The organism is Luteimonas fraxinea (genome assembly GCF_021233355.1).
Classification (GTDB): Bacteria; Pseudomonadota; Gammaproteobacteria; order Xanthomonadales; family Xanthomonadaceae; genus Luteimonas; species Luteimonas fraxinea.
Genome location: NZ_CP089507.1, coordinates 2,870,311 through 2,884,964 on the forward strand (window position 1 = coordinate 2,870,311; position 14,654 = coordinate 2,884,964).

Here is a 14,654-nt window from a genome sequence, read left to right on the forward strand (position 1 = left end):
GCGAGCCCAGCGCCATGACCATCGTCCGCATGACCGACCTCGACCTTTCCGGCAAGCGCGTGCTGATCCGGCAGGATCTCAACGTCCCCGTCGACGGCGGCACGATCACCTCCGACCAGCGCATCACCGCGTCGCTGCCGACGCTGAAGGCCGCACTGGCGCAGGGCGCGGCGGTCATGGTGACTTCGCATCTGGGGCGTCCGAAGGAAGGCAGCTGGAGCGAGGCCGACTCGCTGGCGCCGGTGGCCGCGCGTCTATCCGAGCTGCTCGGTATCGACGTGCCGCTGGTGCGCGACTGGGTGGACGGTGTCGACGTCGCGCCGGGCCAGCTGGTGCTGCTGGAAAACTGCCGCATGAATGTCGGCGAGAAGGCTGATGACGAGGCGCTGTCGAAGAGGTACGCGGCGCTCTGCGACGTGTTCGTCATGGATGCATTCGGCACCGCGCACCGCGCGCAGGCCTCGACGCACGGCGTGATTCGCCATGCTGCGACCGCCGCCGGTGGCCCGCTGCTGATGGCCGAACTCGACGCGCTGGCCAAGGCGCTCGACGCGCCGGCGCGTCCGCTGCTGGCGATCGTTGCGGGCAGCAAGGTCTCGACCAAGCTCGAACTGCTGTCGTCGCTGGTCGGCAAGGTGGACCAGCTGATCGTGGGTGGCGGCATCGCCAACACCTTCATCGCAGCACTGGGTCACAGCGTCGGCAAGTCGCTGGTCGAGACCGATCTGCTCGACACCGCGAAGCAGGTCATGGCTGACGCCAAGGCACGCGGCGCCGACATTCCGGTGCCGACCGACGTCGTCGTCGCGCCTGCGTTCGCGGCCGATGCGCCGGCGACGGTCAAGGCGGTGGATGCGGTCGAGGCCGACGACATGATCCTCGACATCGGCCCGGACACCGCGAAGCGCTACGCCGCGATGATCGCCGACGCGGGCACCGTGGTCTGGAATGGTCCGGTCGGCGTGTTCGAGTTCGACGCGTTCGGCAAGGGCACTGAAGCACTGGCGCGCGCGATCGCGTCGTCGAAGGCGTTCTCGATCGCCGGTGGCGGCGACACGCTGGCGGCAGTCGACAAGTACGGCATCGCCGATGACGTGTCCTACATCTCCACAGGTGGCGGCGCGTTCCTGGAATTCCTCGAAGGCAAGACGCTGCCGGCGGTCGCGGCGCTCGACGCCCGCGGCGCATGACGCAGGCGCTGTTCTTCGATCTCGACGGCACCCTGATCGATTCGGAGCCAGGCATCCTCGGCGGCATCGCGCACACGCTCGATGCGCTGGGGCATCCGCCGCTGTCACGCGAGGCGCTGCTGCCGTGGATCGGTCCGCCGCTGCGCGACAGTTACGAGGCGCTGTTCGACGGCGATCGTACGCGTGCCGAACAGGCGGTCGCGCTGTATCGCGAACGCTACGACGCGCGTGGCTGGCGTGAGCATTCGGTGTACGCCGACATCCCCGAAACGATCGCAACGCTGCAGGCCGCCGGTCACCGGCTGGCGGTCGTCACTTCGAAGAACGAAGGCTTCGCGCGACGCATCCTCGATGCGCTGCCGTTCGGCGCGGCATTCGAAACCGTGGTCGGCGCCAGCGACGACGGCACGCGTCGGTACAAGCGCGAACTGATCGCCGAGGCGCTGTCGCGTCTCGCGCTGACCGCAACGGACGCCACGATGATCGGCGACCGTCGCTACGACATGGAAGGCGCGCGCCAGCACGGCATGCGCGGCATCGGCGTGCTGTGGGGCTTCGGCGCTGCGGATGAGCTGCGCGCCGCGGGCGCGGATGTCGTCGTCGAATCGCCTGCTGCGCTGCTGGCCGCACTGGGTTGAGCGACAGCACCGTGCACGGGTCGCGTTCACTGCGAGACCCGGCGCCGGAAACGCGCGCTGGCCCGCGTGCTTTAACGCTTCGCCAACCTGCCACTACCGCTTCACTGCGAGGGTGAGGCGGCGGCGATTTGCCGCGAAGTGGAGGGCAGCACCATGAAGACACGGACCCGATGGGGCCTCGGCATTCTGGCCACCTGTCTGCTGGCCGGTGCCGGCATCGCCGGCGCGAACGGATTTCCCGGCGCAGAAATGTATTACGACGATGCCGGTGTGCTGGTCGGCGAGGCGACGTTCGGCTGCGTGCCGAACCAGGCCTGGGGCGAGGTGACCGACAACGTGGTCGTCCGCGCCGGCTGCGGGGTTTCGCAGTAAGCTTCGAGAACGGCGCGCCGACACGGGTGCGCCGTTTTCATGTTGCCGTGCAACGTGCGGCTGACCACCGGTGGACATTAGACTTGGCGCCATGACCACGACCGACCTGCCTTCCGTTCCGGCGCACCGTCGCCGCACCCGTATCCTCGCCACGCTGGGCCCCGCGACCGACGCGCCCGGGGTCCTCGATGCGCTCATCGCCGCCGGCGTCAACGCCGTCCGCCTCAACTTCTCGCATGGCGATCCTGCCTCGCAGCAGGTGCGCGCCGAAGCCGTACGCGCCGCGGCCGATCGCGCCGGCGTCGAGATCGGCATCCTCGCCGACCTGCCGGGCCCGAAGATCCGCATCGAGAAGTTTGTCGACGGCAAGGTGCAGCTGCGCGCCGGCGCGCGCTTCGATCTGGTCGCCGATCCCGCGGCGCCTCCGGGCACCGTCGAAGAAGTCGGCGTCAGCTATCTCGGCCTGCCGGGCGACGTGGAAGCCGGCGACGTGCTGCTGCTCGACGATGGCCTGATGCAGCTGCAGGTCACCGCCGTCGAAGGCGCGCGCATCGTCACCACCGTGCTCAATGACGGCGTGCTGTCGAACCGCAAGGGACTCAACAAGCAGGGCGGCGGCCTGTCGCTCGGCGCGCTGACCGATCACGACCGCCAGCTGATCAAGGTCGCTGCCGACATCGGCGTCGACTTCATCGCGGTGTCGTTCTGCCGCAACGCTGCCGACATGGAAGAGGCGCGTTCGATCGCACGCTCGCACGGCAGCGATGCCGCGCTGGTGTCGAAGATCGAGCGCACCGAGGCGATCGACAACCTCACCGAGATCATCGACGCCAGTGATGTGGTGATGGTCGCGCGTGGCGATCTCGGGGTCGAGATCGGCGATGCCGAGCTGCCGGGCCTGCAGAAGAAGATCATTCGCGAGTCACTGGCCCGCAACAAGGTGGTGATCACCGCGACGCAGATGCTGCAGTCGATGGTCGAAAGCCCGATGCCGACGCGCGCCGAAGTGCTGGACGTCGCCAACTCGGTCATCGACGGCACCGATGCGGTGATGCTGTCGGCCGAGACGGCCGCCGGCGCGTATCCGGTGCGCGCGGTCGAAGCGATGGCGCGCATCTGCGTCGGCGCCGAGCGCCAGTTCGCCCACGACACCGATTTCGAGAAGGCACCGCGCAATCTGGAACGCGCCGACCACGCGATCGCGATGGCGGCGATGTTCCTGTCCGAGCACGTCGGTGTCGGCGCGATCGTCGCGATGACCGAATCGGGCGGCACCGTGCGTTACCTGTCGCGTTTCCGCGGCGGTGCGTCGATCTATGCCTTCGCCCGCCACGATGGCGCGCGCCGGCGCATGTCGCTGATGCGCGACGTGTTCCCGTTCAACTACGACAGCCGCGGCCAGACCCCGCGAGAAGCCGCGCGCGGCAGCGTGCGCCTGCTGGTCGAAGCGGGCCTGCTCGGCCCCGGACAGCGCGTCGTGTTCACCAGCGGTGAGCACATGGAAACCCACGGCGCCACGAACACGCTGCGCCTGCTGCAGGTCGGCGTCGACGGCCGCGCCGAGGGGCTGGGCGAGCTGTAACGCCCGGTTTGCGCGCGCTGGCTGCGCCAGCGACACGATGTCTCCGGAAGCCTGGCCGATGCGCGGGCTATAATCGCGGCCCTTTCCCGCCGCGATCCCGGAACCCCGTCATGAGCATCGAACAGCTTGCCGAAACCGCCCAGGCCATGGTGGCGAAGGGCAAGGGCATCATCGCGATCGACGAGTCGACGGGCACGATCGGCAAGCGCTTCGAGCAGGTCGGCATTCCGAACAACGAAGAGAACCGTCGCGCTTACCGCGAGCTGCTGCTCACCACGCCGAAGCTGTCGGAGCACATCAGCGGCGCGATCCTGTTCGACGAGACCCTGCGCCAGTCGACCAAGGCCGGCGTGCCGTTCGCGAAGTACCTGTCGCAGCACGGCATCATCCCGGGCATCAAGGTCGACAAGGGCACGCACGCGCTGGCGGGCTTCCCCGGCGAGCTGGTGACCGAAGGCCTCGACGGCCTGCGCGCGCGCCTCGAGGAGTACTACAAGCTCGGCGCGCGCTTCGCCAAGTGGCGTGCGGTGATCACGATCGGCGAGGACATGCCGTCAGGCACCTGCATCGACGTCAACGCGCATGCGCTCGCGCGCTACGCGGCGCTCTGCCAGGAGCAGGGCCTGGTGCCGATGGTCGAGCCGGAAGTGCTGCTAGAAGGCGACCACGACATCCAGACGTCGTACGAAGTCACCGAGGTCGTGCTGCGCGGGCTGTTCGATGCGCTGTACAGCCAGAACGTCATGCTCGAAGGCACGATCCTCAAGGCGTCAATGGTGCTGCCGGGCAAGGACTGCGAGAAAGAGGCGGACATTGAAGAGGTCGCCGAAGCGACCCTGATGTGCCTGAAGTCGTCGGTGCCGGCGATCCTGCCGGGCATCGTGTTCCTGTCGGGCGGCCAGTCCGACGAACTGGCCACCGCGCATCTCGATGCGATGAACCGCCTCGGTCCGAATCCGTGGCCGCTGTCGTTCTCCTACGGCCGCGCGATGCAGCAGGCTGCGCTGAAGCTGTGGTCGCAGGATCTCAATGGCAATGTGCGCAAGGCGCAAGACACCGTCTACGCACGCGCGCGCGACAACGGTCTGGCCGCGCAGGGCAAGTTCGACGGCTGATCTCGACACTGGCTAGCTTCTGGAAACGCCGGCCTCGTGCCGGCGTTTTCGTGTGCGACCTTCAATCCGCCAGTGCGGCCTCGTAACGCGCGAGCATCGGGGCGTCGTGGCAGCAGAACAGCACCTGCGTCGGCGATGCACCGGACCACGCGCGCACGGTGTCGACGGCTATCGACACCGCTTGATCGATCGGATAGCCGTAGACGCCGCAGCTGATCGCCGGAAACGCGATGCGCTGCAGACCGTGCGCTGCCGCGAGCGCGAGGCCGTTGCGATAGCAAGCCGCGAGCGCCTCGGCTTCGCCGGCATCGCCGCCGCGCCATACCGGGCCGACGGTGTGGATCACCGATTGCGCAGGCAATCCGAAGCCCGGCGTGATCCGCGCTTCGCCGGTCGGACAGCGCACGCCGGGACGTACTTCCGGCAAAGCGCGGCACGCCTGCAGCAGGCCAGGCCCGGCAGCACGATGGATCGCGCCGTCGACACCGCCGCCACCGAGCAGGGTTTCGTTCGCGGCGTTGACGATCGCATCGGCGTCGACGCGGGTGATGTCGGCCTGACGGGCTTCGAGAATCGGCATGCAGGCAGGCACGGCGCCGTGGCGTGGAGACCGGGTGAGTCTTTCGCGCGGAGGTGGCGATTAGGCTGGTCCGGCATTTCCGATCGCCGAGGTCACCGATGAGCGTCGTTTCCCGGTCCACACGCCTGCACGTGCCGCTCGCGGTCCATGACGCGTTGCGGCGCGGCAGCGCCATCGAGGCGATCAAGCAGTTGCGCGACGCGAATCCCGGGCTGAAGCTCGCCGACGCGCGCGATGCGGTGCAGCGCCTGGCGGAAAACCCGTCGGATGCGCTCGATCCCGATGACCGGTTCCGGCCCGCGGGCGGCGCCGCGCCCCCGTCGAGCGGCACGCTGCCCAGCGAAGTCGCCGCGAAGCTCGCAACCGGCAACATCGTCGACGCCGCGAAGCGTCTGCGCGAGGTCAAGCCGGGACTGAGCGACCAAGCGGCACGCGACGCGATCGCGAAGCACAGCTCGTCATTGATGCGCGAGGCACGCCAGGAAACCGTGGTGCGCGGCGACAGCGGCCAGTTCGGCTGGCTCGGTTGGGTGCTCGCGCTGGTGATCGTCGGCGGTGGCCTGGCGATCTGGCTGGGCTGAGCCGTCAGCCCGGGTACGTCGGACGCATCGGCGCACGCAAATGCATGCGCCGATGCATAGAGCCGTCAGGGCAGACCGGCCAACCAGTCGTCGTCGGAGCCTTCGTTGACGTCGGCGAACAGCGGCGTGGAGAAGTAGCGCTCGCCGGTGTCGGGCAGCATCATCAGGATCACGTCGCCGTCCTTGGCGGTCTTCGCCACTTCGAGTGCAGCCGCCGCGGTCGCGCCAGCGGAAATGCCGACGAAGATGCCTTCCTCGGCGGCGAGCCGGCGTGCAGTCTCGATCGACAGGCCGTCATCGATCGAGATCACCTGTGTCGCGATGTCTCGGTTCAACACCGCAGGGATGAAGTCCGGCGTCCAACCCTGGATCTTGTGTGGTGCCCATTCCTTGCCCTGCAGCAGCGCGGCGCCGGCCGGTTCGCAGGCGGTGACCTTCACTTCAGGGCGCGCGACCTTCAGCACTTCGCCCACGCCGGTCAGCGTGCCGCCCGTGCCCCAGCCGGTGACGAAATGGTCGAGCCGACGGCCGGCGAAATCGCGCAGGATCTCGGCGGCCGTGGTCTGCCGGTGATACGCCGGATTGGCGGGATTCTCAAACTGGCTGGCCCAGAACCAGCCGTGTTCCTCGGCCAGCGCCTTCGCGCGCTTCACCATGCCGCTGCCGCGTTCGGCGGCGGGGGTCAGGATCACCTTGGCGCCATAAGCACGCATCAGCTTGCGGCGTTCGATCGAAAAGGTCTCGACCATCGTCGCGACGAACTTGTAGCCGCGCGCCGCGCAGACCATCGCCAGCGCCACGCCGGTATTGCCCGACGTCGCTTCGACGACGGTATCGCCCGGCTTAAGCAGGCCGCGCTGTTCGGCATCGAGAATGATCGCCAGCGCGAGGCGGTCCTTGACCGAGCCACCGGGGTTGAACGATTCGACCTTGGCGTAGAGTTCGACGTTCGGCGGGGCGATGCGGTGCAGACGCACGACCGGCGTATTGCCGATGGTCTGGAGGATGTTGTCGTACAGGGCCATGGGGGGGTGCCTCGACACGGGCGCTGAGCGCGGTCGGACCAGACTGGGCCATAACGCACGAGGCCGCCAGCGGTTGACGTGGAACGCTGTTTTTTCATGCCCATCCGATGGCACGGTCGGTGTCACGGACCACCGGGTAAGATCGGGCGGTTTTCTGTCCCGGTAGCGTCCCTTGTCCCAGTCGCATGTCTCCGTCCGCCCCGCGTTTCTGTCGCGCGCCCTTGGCCTGACCGCCGCTCTCGTGCTGTCCGCATGCGGCGGGGGCGAGGCCGGACCGTCCGGCCAGGCCGCTGCCGCGCCCGTGCCGGTGACGACGACCGTCGCCGCGCCGCGGCAATGGAACGACAGCGTCACCGCGCTGGGTACCGTGAATGCGCGCGAGTCGATCACCGTGACCGCCAAGGTCAGCGAGATCGTGCAGCGCGTGCACTTCGACAGCGGCGACGAGGTCGCGGCCGGCGCGCCGCTGATCACGCTCAGCGGCAACCAGCAGCAGGCCACCTTGCAGGCGGCCGAGGCGGCGGCGATCGATGCCGACAGCCAGTTCCGCCGCGGCGCCGAGCTGGTCGACAGCCAGCTGATCGCGCGCGCGTCCGTCGACACCTTGCGTGCGAACCGCGATTCGGCGCGCGCCAATGTCGCCGAGATGCGGGCCAACATCAGCGACCGCACCATCCGCGCGCCGTTCGCCGGCGTGCTGGGTCTGCGCCAGGTCAGCCCGGGCGCACTGGTCACGCCGGGCACGCCGATCGCCACGCTCGACGACATCGGCGCGGTCTATGTCGATTTCCCGGTGCCCGAGACGCAGCTGTCGCGCGTGGTCAACGGCCAGCGCCTGTTCGGCCGTGTGGCCTCGTTCCCGGGCCGCGATTTCGAAGGCGTGGTGCAGACGGTCGATGCGCGCATCGATCCCCAATCGCGCGCGGTGACCGTGCGCGGCGCGTTCGAGAATACGGATCGCGAACTGCGCCCCGGCATGCTGGTGCAGGTGCGCCTGCAGCAGGCGGCGCGCGAGGCGCTGATGATTCCGGAGATCGCGGTGATCCAGGTCGGCCGCGACACCTTCGTGTATCGCGTGCGCGAGGACGAGACCGTCGAGCAGGCACCGGTGACGGTCGGCGTGCGCGCGGAAGGGCTGGTCGAGATCCTCGACGGTCTGGAGCCGAACACGCGCATCGTCGTCGACGGCACCGGCAAGCTGCGCCCCGGCATGCAGATCACCGAGGGCACGGTGCAGGAAGCGAAAGCGCAGCAGGCCGACGAGGCCGCACCGGCGGGTGACACGCAGTGAAGCTGTCCGATCTCTCGATCAAGCGGCCGGTGTTCGCGGCCGTCATCAGCCTGCTGCTGGTCGTGCTCGGCATCATGGCGTTCATGCGCCTGACGGTGCGCGAACTGCCGAACGTCGACCCGCCGATCGTCTCGGTCGACGTCAGCTATCCCGGCGCATCGGCCGCGGTCGTCGAGACCCGCATCACGCAGATTCTCGAGGATGCGCTGGCCGGTATCGAGGGCATCCGCACCATCGAGTCGCGCAGCCGCAACGGCCGCTCCGACGTCACCATCGAATTCAATCTCAACCGCGACATCGAGGCGGCTGCCAACGACGTGCGCGACGCGATCAGTCGCGTCATGGACCGCATGCCGATCGAGGCCGATCCGCCGGAGATCTCCAAGGTCGAGGCCGACGCCGACCCGATCATGTGGCTCAACATGCGCTCCACGGTGATGGACACCATGGAGCTGAGCGACTACGCCGACCGTTACGTCGTCGACCGTCTGTCCTCGCTCGACGGCGTGGCCCGCGTGCAGCTCAGCGGCGCGCAGCGCTACTCGATGCGCATCTGGCTCGACCGCGATTCGATGGCGGCGCGCGGCATCACCGCCAACGATGTCGAAACCGCACTGCGCAACGAGAACGTCGAACTGCCGGCCGGCCGCGTCGAGTCGGAAACGCGCGACTTCACCCTGCGCGTGGAGCGCGGCTATCGCGAGCCCGAACAGTTCGCGACGATTCCGCTGCGCCGTGGCGAAGATGGCTACGTGATCCGCATGGGCGACGTGGCCCGGATCGAACTGGGCACGGCCGAGCGCCGTTCCTACATGCGCAGCAACTCGGTGCCCAACGTCGGTCTCGGCATCGTGCGCACCTCGATCGCAAACGCGCTCGACGTGGCCCACGCCGCGCGCGCCGAGGCCGAGCGCATCCAGCAGACGCTGCCCGAAGGCACCGAGATCTTCGTCGCTGCCGACAACACGGTCTTCATCGATGCGGCGATCAGTCGCGTGTACTGGACGCTGGCCGAAGCGATGGGCCTGGTGTTCGTCGTCATCTGGCTGTTCCTCGGCAGCCTGCGCGCCGCGCTGATTCCGGCGATCACCGTGCCGGTGTGTCTGGTCGCGGCCTTCATCGCGCTGTACGCCTTCGGCTTCTCGATCAACCTGCTGACCCTGCTCGCGCTGGTGCTGTGTATCGGCCTCGTCGTCGACGACGCGATCATCGTGCTGGAGAACGTGCAGCGCCGTGCCGATCTCGGCGAACCGCCACTGGTCGCGGCCAAACGCGGCACCGCGCAGGTCGCGTTCGCGGTGATCGCGACGACCGCGGTGCTGGTCGCGGTGTTCCTACCTGTCGGTTTCATGGAAGGCAACTCGGGACGCTTGTTCCGCGAGCTGTCGGTCGCACTGGCCGGCGCGGTCGCGCTGTCGGCGTTCATCGCGCTGACACTGACGCCGATGATGTGCTCCAAGCTCGTGCGTCCGCAGAGCCACAAGAAGACCGGCTTCAACGCGTGGACCAACCGTCACCTCACGCGCCTGTCCAACGGGTACGGCCGGCGCGTCGGCAGCCTGGTGGCGCTGTCGGGCGCTCGCCTGTTGCTGGTGGTGACGGGCGCGATGGCGATCTGTGCCGTGGCCGCAGTGCTGCTGTACTGGCGCGTGCCCAGCGAGCTGTCGCCGGCTGAAGACCGTGGCCGCTTCTTCATCGGCGTCGATGGTCCGGAAGGCGCGGGCTACGACTACACGGTTGCGCAGATGCAGCAGGTCGAGCGGATCTTCGCGCCGCTCGTCGGCGACGACCAGCCGATCGAACGTGCCAACTCGCGCGTGCCGCGCGGCTGGGGCGGCAGCGAGGACATGCACACCGGACAGATCGTGGTGTTCCTGCAGGACTGGCGCACGCGCGATGTCAGCACCGCGTCCGTCGTCGAACAGTTGCGCGGTCAGCTGGCCGAACTGCCGGGCGTGCAGGCGCGCGCCAACGTGCCCGGTGGTCTGGTCGGTGGCCGCGGCCAGCGCTACCAGCTCGTACTCGGCGGCCCGGAATACGCGGAGATCGCGCAGTGGCGCGACCGCATGCTGGCGCGGATGCGCGAGAACCCGGGTATCCAGGATCCGGATTCCGACTACAAGGAAACGCGTCCGCAGATGCGCGTCGACATCGATCGCGCGCGCGCGTCCGACCTCGGCGTCTCGGTACAGGAGATCGGCCGCACGCTGGAAACCATGATGGGCCAGCGCCAGGTCACGACCTTCGTCGACAACGGCGAGGAATACGACGTGCTGCTGCAGGCCGATCGTGACCGCCGCATGTCGCCTTCCGATCTCACCGGCACCTTCGTGCGCGGTCGCGATGACACGCTGGTGCCGCTGTCGAACCTGGTGACGCTCAGCGAGATCGCCGAGCCCGGCAGCTTCAACCGCTTCAACCGTCTGCGTTCGATCACCATCGCCGCCGGTCTCGCGCCGGGCTACACGATGAGCGAGGCGATCGCGTGGACCAACGAGGTCGCGGCCGAGGAACTGCCGGACTACGCGCAGGTCGACTGGAAGGGTGAGAGCCGCGAATTCCAGGAAGCCGGCGGCGCGGTGCTGCTGACCTTCGCGATGGCGTTGCTGATCGTCTATCTGGTGCTGGCCGCGCAGTTCGAGAGCTTCATCCATCCGCTGTCGATCATGCTGACCGTGCCGCTGGCGGTGCTCGGCGCGCTGCTCGGCCTGTGGGCGACCGGGGGAACGCTGAATCTCTTCAGCCAGATCGGCATCGTGATGCTGATCGGCCTGGCGGCGAAGAACGGCATCCTGATCGTCGAGTTCGCCAACCAGCTGCGCGATGACGGCCGCACCGTGCGCGAGGCGATCGCCGAAGCCTCGGCGGTGCGTCTGCGTCCGATCTTGATGACCTCGGCGGCGACGATCATGGGTGCGATCCCGCTGGTCGTGGCCGGCGGCCCGGGTTCGGCGAGCCGCGCGACGATCGGCATCGTGGTGATCTTCGGCGTCGCGTTCTCGACGCTGCTGTCGCTGTTCGTCGTGCCGGCGTTCTATGCGCTGCTCGCGCCGTTCACGCGTTCGCCGGAGGCACTGGCGCACGAACTCGAGCGCCTGGAAGACGAGACGCCCGTGGTCAGCGGCCATGCCTGACGCCGCGCGCTGGGATGCGGTGCGCCTTGATGGTGCGGGCTTCGTGCTCCGTCGCTGGCGCGCCAATGATCTCGACGCGCTGCTGCACCACGCGGACGATCCTGCGATCGTCCGCGGCCTGAGCGACCGTTTCCCGCATCCCTATACACGCGCCGACGGCGAGGCCTTCCTCGCCGGGCGCGTGGTCGATCTGTCGCTGCCGGTGCTGGCGATCGAGATCGACGGCGCGGCGTGCGGCAGCATCGGCGTGCGCCATGTCGCCGGCGGCGAGCGCGCGCACTCGGCGGAACTAGGCTACTGGCTCGGCCGCGCGCACTGGAACCGCGGCGTGATGCGCCAGGTCGTCGCGCTGTACCTGCCTTGGGTGATGGACGCGCTGTCGCTGACGCGCTTGCAGGCGAATGTGCTCGACATCAATCCGGCCTCGGCGCGGGTGCTGCAGGCCAATGGTTTCGTCGAGGAAGGCCTGCTGCGCGGCGCGATCCGCAAACCTGATGGTCTGCACGATCTGCGCGTCTTCGGCTTGCTGCGCGAGGCCGCGATCGACTGATCCGCCCGCGAAAAGCGGTCATGGCGCGGCACGCAGCGCGGAAATCCGGGTATCGTGTCCGCCAGTTGCGATGGGGATCGCGACAGCCACCCGACCGGAGCATCGCGCCACGTGGATACCTTACTCAGTGCATTGAACGGGCTGATCTGGAGCAAGGCGCTGATCGCGCTGTGCCTCGGTGCGGGCCTCTGGTTTTCATTCCGCACCCGTTTCATGCAGGTCCGCGGCTTTGTCGAGATGACCCGGCTGACCTTCAGCGGCAAGAGCTCGAATGCGGGCGTGTCCTCGTTCCAGGCACTGGCGATGTCGATGGCCGGCCGGATCGGCATCGGCAACATCGCGGGTGTCGCGACGGCGATCGCCTTCGGCGGCCCGGGCGCGGTGTTCTGGATGTGGGTGATGGGGTTCCTCGGCGCCTCGACCTCGTTCGTCGAGTGCACGCTGGCGCAGATCTACAAGGAAAAGGACAGCGAAGGACGCTATCGCGGCGGCCCGGCGTACTACATCGAAAAGGCCATGGGCCTGAAGTGGTACGCGCTGGCGTTCGCGTTCGCGACGCTGATCGCCGCCGGTCTGCTGATGCCGGGTGTGCAGGCGAATGCGATCGCCGACAGCATCGCCAACGCCTGCGTGGGTACCTCGGTCTGCGGTGACCTGTCCGGCCAGTGGATGGGCATGGAGGCGCGCACCGCGCTCAAGGCCGGCATCGGCATCACCGTGGCGCTGATGCTGTCGGTGATCATCTTCGGCGGCGTCAAGCGCATCGCCGCATTCGCCGAACTGGTCGTGCCGGTGATGGCGATGGCCTACATCTTCATCGCGGTCGCGGTGATGATCATCAACTACGACTTCGTGCCGACGATGTTCCGCATCATCTTCGAGAGCGCGTTCGGCGTGCACGCCGGCTTTGGCGCGATGCTGGGCCTGGCGATCGAGTGGGGCGTCAAGCGCGGCATCTACGCCAACGAGGCCGGCCAGGGCACCGGCCCACATGCGGCCGCCGCGGCCGAGGTCTCGCACCCGGCCAAGCAGGGTTACGTGCAGGCGTGGGCAATCTATTTCGACACGATGCTGGTCTGCACCGCGACCGCGTTCCTGATCCTGGCGACCGGCATGTACAACGTGATCATGCCCGACGGCACCGTGCTGCATCAGGCACTGCCTGGCGTGGAAGCGGGCTCGGGCTTCGCCCAGGCGGGCATCGAATCGATCCTGCCGGGCTGGGGCGCGGCAATGGTTGCGGTGGCGCTGTTCTTCTTCGCGTTCACCACGATCATGGCCTATTACTACATGGCCGAAACCAACCTCACCTACCTCAACAACCACGTCGCCCGTCCGACGCGCACGCTGCTGCTGCGCCTCGCGATTCTCGGCATGGTGATCTTCGGCGCGGTGCGCAGCGCGGAGATGGCGTGGATGCTCGGCGACATCGGCGTCGGCCTGATGGCCTGGCTCAACATCGTCGCGATCCTGATCCTGCAGAAACCCGCCATGCTCGCATTGCGCGATTACGAGACGCAGAAGAAGCAGGGTCTCGACCCGATCTTCGATCCCGACAAGCTCGGCATCCGCAACGCCGATTTCTGGCGCAAGGCTCCCTGATATGACGAAGTCCCCCTGGTCCGGCAGTGGCCGCGACACGCCACGCACGCCAGCGCCCGCTCCCGGTCGTGACAGCCCATGGGGCGCGCGTTCGCGTCCCGAGACGTCAGCGCCGCCGCCGCCGCGCGCTGCAGCGCCGCGTCCTGACGTACGCGCGGACGACGCGGAGGACGGCGAGACCGAAGACCGGCGCGAGATGCGCCTCTACGGACGCAACGCGATCGACGCCGTGTTCGCGCGTCGACCCGGGGCGATCCGCAAGCTCTATCTGCTCGAGGCCCGCATTCCGCAGCTGCAGCCACTGCTGAAGTGGTGCGCGGCGAACCGTGTCGGCTATCGCGTGGTCGCCGAAGACGATCTGCGCAAGCTTGCCGCCAGCTCGCACCATGAAGGCGTCGTCGCCGACGTGCTGCGTGAAGCGCCGCAGTCGCTCGGCACGTGGCTGCAGACGCTGCCGGCCGGTCCGGTGTGCGCGCTGTGGCTCGACGGTGTGGGCAATCCGCACAATCTCGGCGCGATCCTGCGCTCGGCCGCGCATTTCGGCGCGGGCGCGATCCTGCTGCCGAAGACCTCGCCGTTGGCGCTGTCCGGCGCTGCCGCGCGCGTCGCCGAAGGTGGTGCCGAATCAGTCCCTTTCGTGCGTCTCGGTCGCGATGACAATGCGATCGCGCAACTGCGCAGCGTCGGGTTTTCGCTCGCGGCGACTGTGGTGCGCGGCGGCGAAAGCGTGTTCGCGAAACCGCTGCCCGAACGCGTCGTCTTCGTGATCGGTTCTGAAGGCGAAGGCATGGATCCCGAACTCGCCAAAGCCTGCGATCTGCGCCTCGGCATTCCTGGCAGCGGCAAGGTCGAGAGTCTCAACGTCGCCTCGGCGACGGCCGTGCTGCTGGCGCAGTGGACCCAGCACAGCCGCGCGTGAGCGGCTGCTGGCACTTGCGCTGACTGCGCGAGTGCTCGAACGCCGCATCGCGCAGGTGCGCGATGCGATGAGCCG

The 14,654-nt window shown here is 68.2% G+C and carries 13 protein-coding genes; 11 read left to right on the forward strand and 2 right to left on the reverse strand.

Annotation, left to right across the window (positions count from 1 at the left end):
- The first annotated feature begins 14 nt into the window (after positions 1 to 14).
- The 5 genes from LU699_RS12860 to LU699_RS12880 all read left to right on the forward strand — a co-directional run bounded on the left by LU699_RS12860 (position 15) and on the right by LU699_RS12880 (position 4,897).
- Positions 15 to 1,190, forward strand: a complete 1,176-nt coding sequence (locus LU699_RS12860) for a phosphoglycerate kinase (RefSeq protein ID WP_232137263.1) — start codon at positions 15 to 17, stop codon at positions 1,188 to 1,190.
- Complete coding sequence (locus LU699_RS12865; protein WP_232137262.1) at positions 1,187 to 1,828, forward strand: HAD-IA family hydrolase; 642 nt, start codon at positions 1,187 to 1,189, stop codon at positions 1,826 to 1,828. Before LU699_RS12860 ends, LU699_RS12865 begins: the two co-directional genes overlap by 4 nt.
- Before the next feature lie 153 nt (positions 1,829 to 1,981).
- Entirely contained in the window at positions 1,982 to 2,200 is a 219-nt protein-coding gene (locus LU699_RS12870; protein WP_232137261.1) for a DUF6289 family protein, read from the forward strand.
- A 91-nt stretch (positions 2,201 to 2,291) separates the two neighbouring features.
- Complete coding sequence (gene pyk / locus LU699_RS12875) at positions 2,292 to 3,782, forward strand: pyruvate kinase (RefSeq protein WP_232137260.1); 1,491 nt, start codon at positions 2,292 to 2,294, stop codon at positions 3,780 to 3,782.
- Between the two features lie 110 nt (positions 3,783 to 3,892).
- Positions 3,893 to 4,897, forward strand: coding sequence for a class I fructose-bisphosphate aldolase (locus tag LU699_RS12880; protein WP_232137259.1), 1,005 nt, complete (start codon positions 3,893 to 3,895; stop codon positions 4,895 to 4,897).
- Positions 4,898 to 4,958: 61 nt separating this feature from the next.
- Here the strand turns inward: LU699_RS12880 and LU699_RS12885 are convergent, their stop codons facing one another.
- Positions 4,959 to 5,477: an O-acetyl-ADP-ribose deacetylase gene (locus LU699_RS12885; RefSeq protein ID WP_232137258.1), complete on the reverse strand. Its 519-nt coding sequence runs from the start codon at positions 5,475 to 5,477 to the stop codon at positions 4,959 to 4,961.
- A gap of 98 nt (positions 5,478 to 5,575) precedes the next feature.
- On the opposite strand from LU699_RS12885, the gene LU699_RS12890 reads away from it, so the two are divergent.
- On the forward strand, positions 5,576 to 6,058 hold the full coding sequence (locus LU699_RS12890; protein WP_232137257.1) for a hypothetical protein: 483 nt from the start codon (positions 5,576 to 5,578) through the stop codon (positions 6,056 to 6,058).
- 65 nt (positions 6,059 to 6,123) lie between these two features.
- Here the strand turns inward: LU699_RS12890 and cysK are convergent, their stop codons facing one another.
- A complete protein-coding gene (gene cysK / locus LU699_RS12895; RefSeq protein ID WP_232137256.1) occupies positions 6,124 to 7,083 on the reverse strand; it encodes a cysteine synthase A in 960 nt (319 codons plus the stop codon).
- Positions 7,084 to 7,255: 172 nt separating this feature from the next.
- Between cysK and LU699_RS12900 the strand changes: the two genes are divergently transcribed.
- The 5 genes from LU699_RS12900 to LU699_RS12920 all read left to right on the forward strand — a co-directional run bounded on the left by LU699_RS12900 (position 7,256) and on the right by LU699_RS12920 (position 14,579).
- Positions 7,256 to 8,374 carry an efflux RND transporter periplasmic adaptor subunit gene (locus LU699_RS12900; RefSeq protein ID WP_232137255.1) on the forward strand — a complete coding sequence of 373 codons (1,119 nt, stop codon included), beginning with the start codon at positions 7,256 to 7,258 and terminating at the stop codon, positions 8,372 to 8,374.
- Positions 8,371 to 11,508 (forward strand): efflux RND transporter permease subunit, encoded by a 3,138-nt coding sequence (locus tag LU699_RS12905; RefSeq protein ID WP_232580196.1) that lies wholly within the window; start codon positions 8,371 to 8,373, stop codon positions 11,506 to 11,508. The genes LU699_RS12900 and LU699_RS12905 overlap by 4 nt, the downstream gene beginning before the upstream one ends.
- Positions 11,501 to 12,058, forward strand: a complete 558-nt coding sequence (locus LU699_RS12910) for a GNAT family N-acetyltransferase (protein WP_232137253.1) — start codon at positions 11,501 to 11,503, stop codon at positions 12,056 to 12,058. The genes LU699_RS12905 and LU699_RS12910 overlap by 8 nt, the downstream gene beginning before the upstream one ends.
- Before the next feature lie 111 nt (positions 12,059 to 12,169).
- Positions 12,170 to 13,660, forward strand: coding sequence for an alanine/glycine:cation symporter family protein (locus LU699_RS12915; RefSeq protein WP_232137252.1), 1,491 nt, complete (start codon positions 12,170 to 12,172; stop codon positions 13,658 to 13,660).
- A 1-nt stretch (position 13,661) separates the two neighbouring features.
- Positions 13,662 to 14,579 carry a TrmH family RNA methyltransferase gene (locus tag LU699_RS12920; protein WP_232137251.1) on the forward strand — a complete coding sequence of 306 codons (918 nt, stop codon included), beginning with the start codon at positions 13,662 to 13,664 and terminating at the stop codon, positions 14,577 to 14,579.
- Positions 14,580 to 14,654 lie beyond the last annotated feature (75 nt).

Excerpts from the sequence above, each read along its gene's own strand:
- LU699_RS12860 (WP_232137263.1), top strand. The coding sequence starts at position 15 with ATGACCATCGTCCGCATGACCGACCTCGACCTTTCCGGCAAGCGCGTG.
- LU699_RS12865 (WP_232137262.1), top strand. The coding sequence starts at position 1,187 with ATGACGCAGGCGCTGTTCTTCGATCTCGACGGCACCCTGATCGATTCG.
- LU699_RS12870 (WP_232137261.1), top strand. The coding sequence starts at position 1,982 with ATGAAGACACGGACCCGATGGGGCCTCGGCATTCTGGCCACCTGTCTG.
- pyk (WP_232137260.1), top strand. The coding sequence starts at position 2,292 with ATGACCACGACCGACCTGCCTTCCGTTCCGGCGCACCGTCGCCGCACC.
- LU699_RS12880 (WP_232137259.1), top strand. The coding sequence starts at position 3,893 with ATGAGCATCGAACAGCTTGCCGAAACCGCCCAGGCCATGGTGGCGAAG.
- LU699_RS12885 (WP_232137258.1), bottom strand. The coding sequence starts at position 5,477 with ATGCCGATTCTCGAAGCCCGTCAGGCCGACATCACCCGCGTCGACGCC.
- LU699_RS12890 (WP_232137257.1), top strand. The coding sequence starts at position 5,576 with ATGAGCGTCGTTTCCCGGTCCACACGCCTGCACGTGCCGCTCGCGGTC.
- cysK (WP_232137256.1), bottom strand. The coding sequence starts at position 7,083 with ATGGCCCTGTACGACAACATCCTCCAGACCATCGGCAATACGCCGGTC.
- LU699_RS12910 (WP_232137253.1), top strand. The coding sequence starts at position 11,501 with ATGCCTGACGCCGCGCGCTGGGATGCGGTGCGCCTTGATGGTGCGGGC.
- LU699_RS12920 (WP_232137251.1), top strand. The coding sequence starts at position 13,662 with ATGACGAAGTCCCCCTGGTCCGGCAGTGGCCGCGACACGCCACGCACG.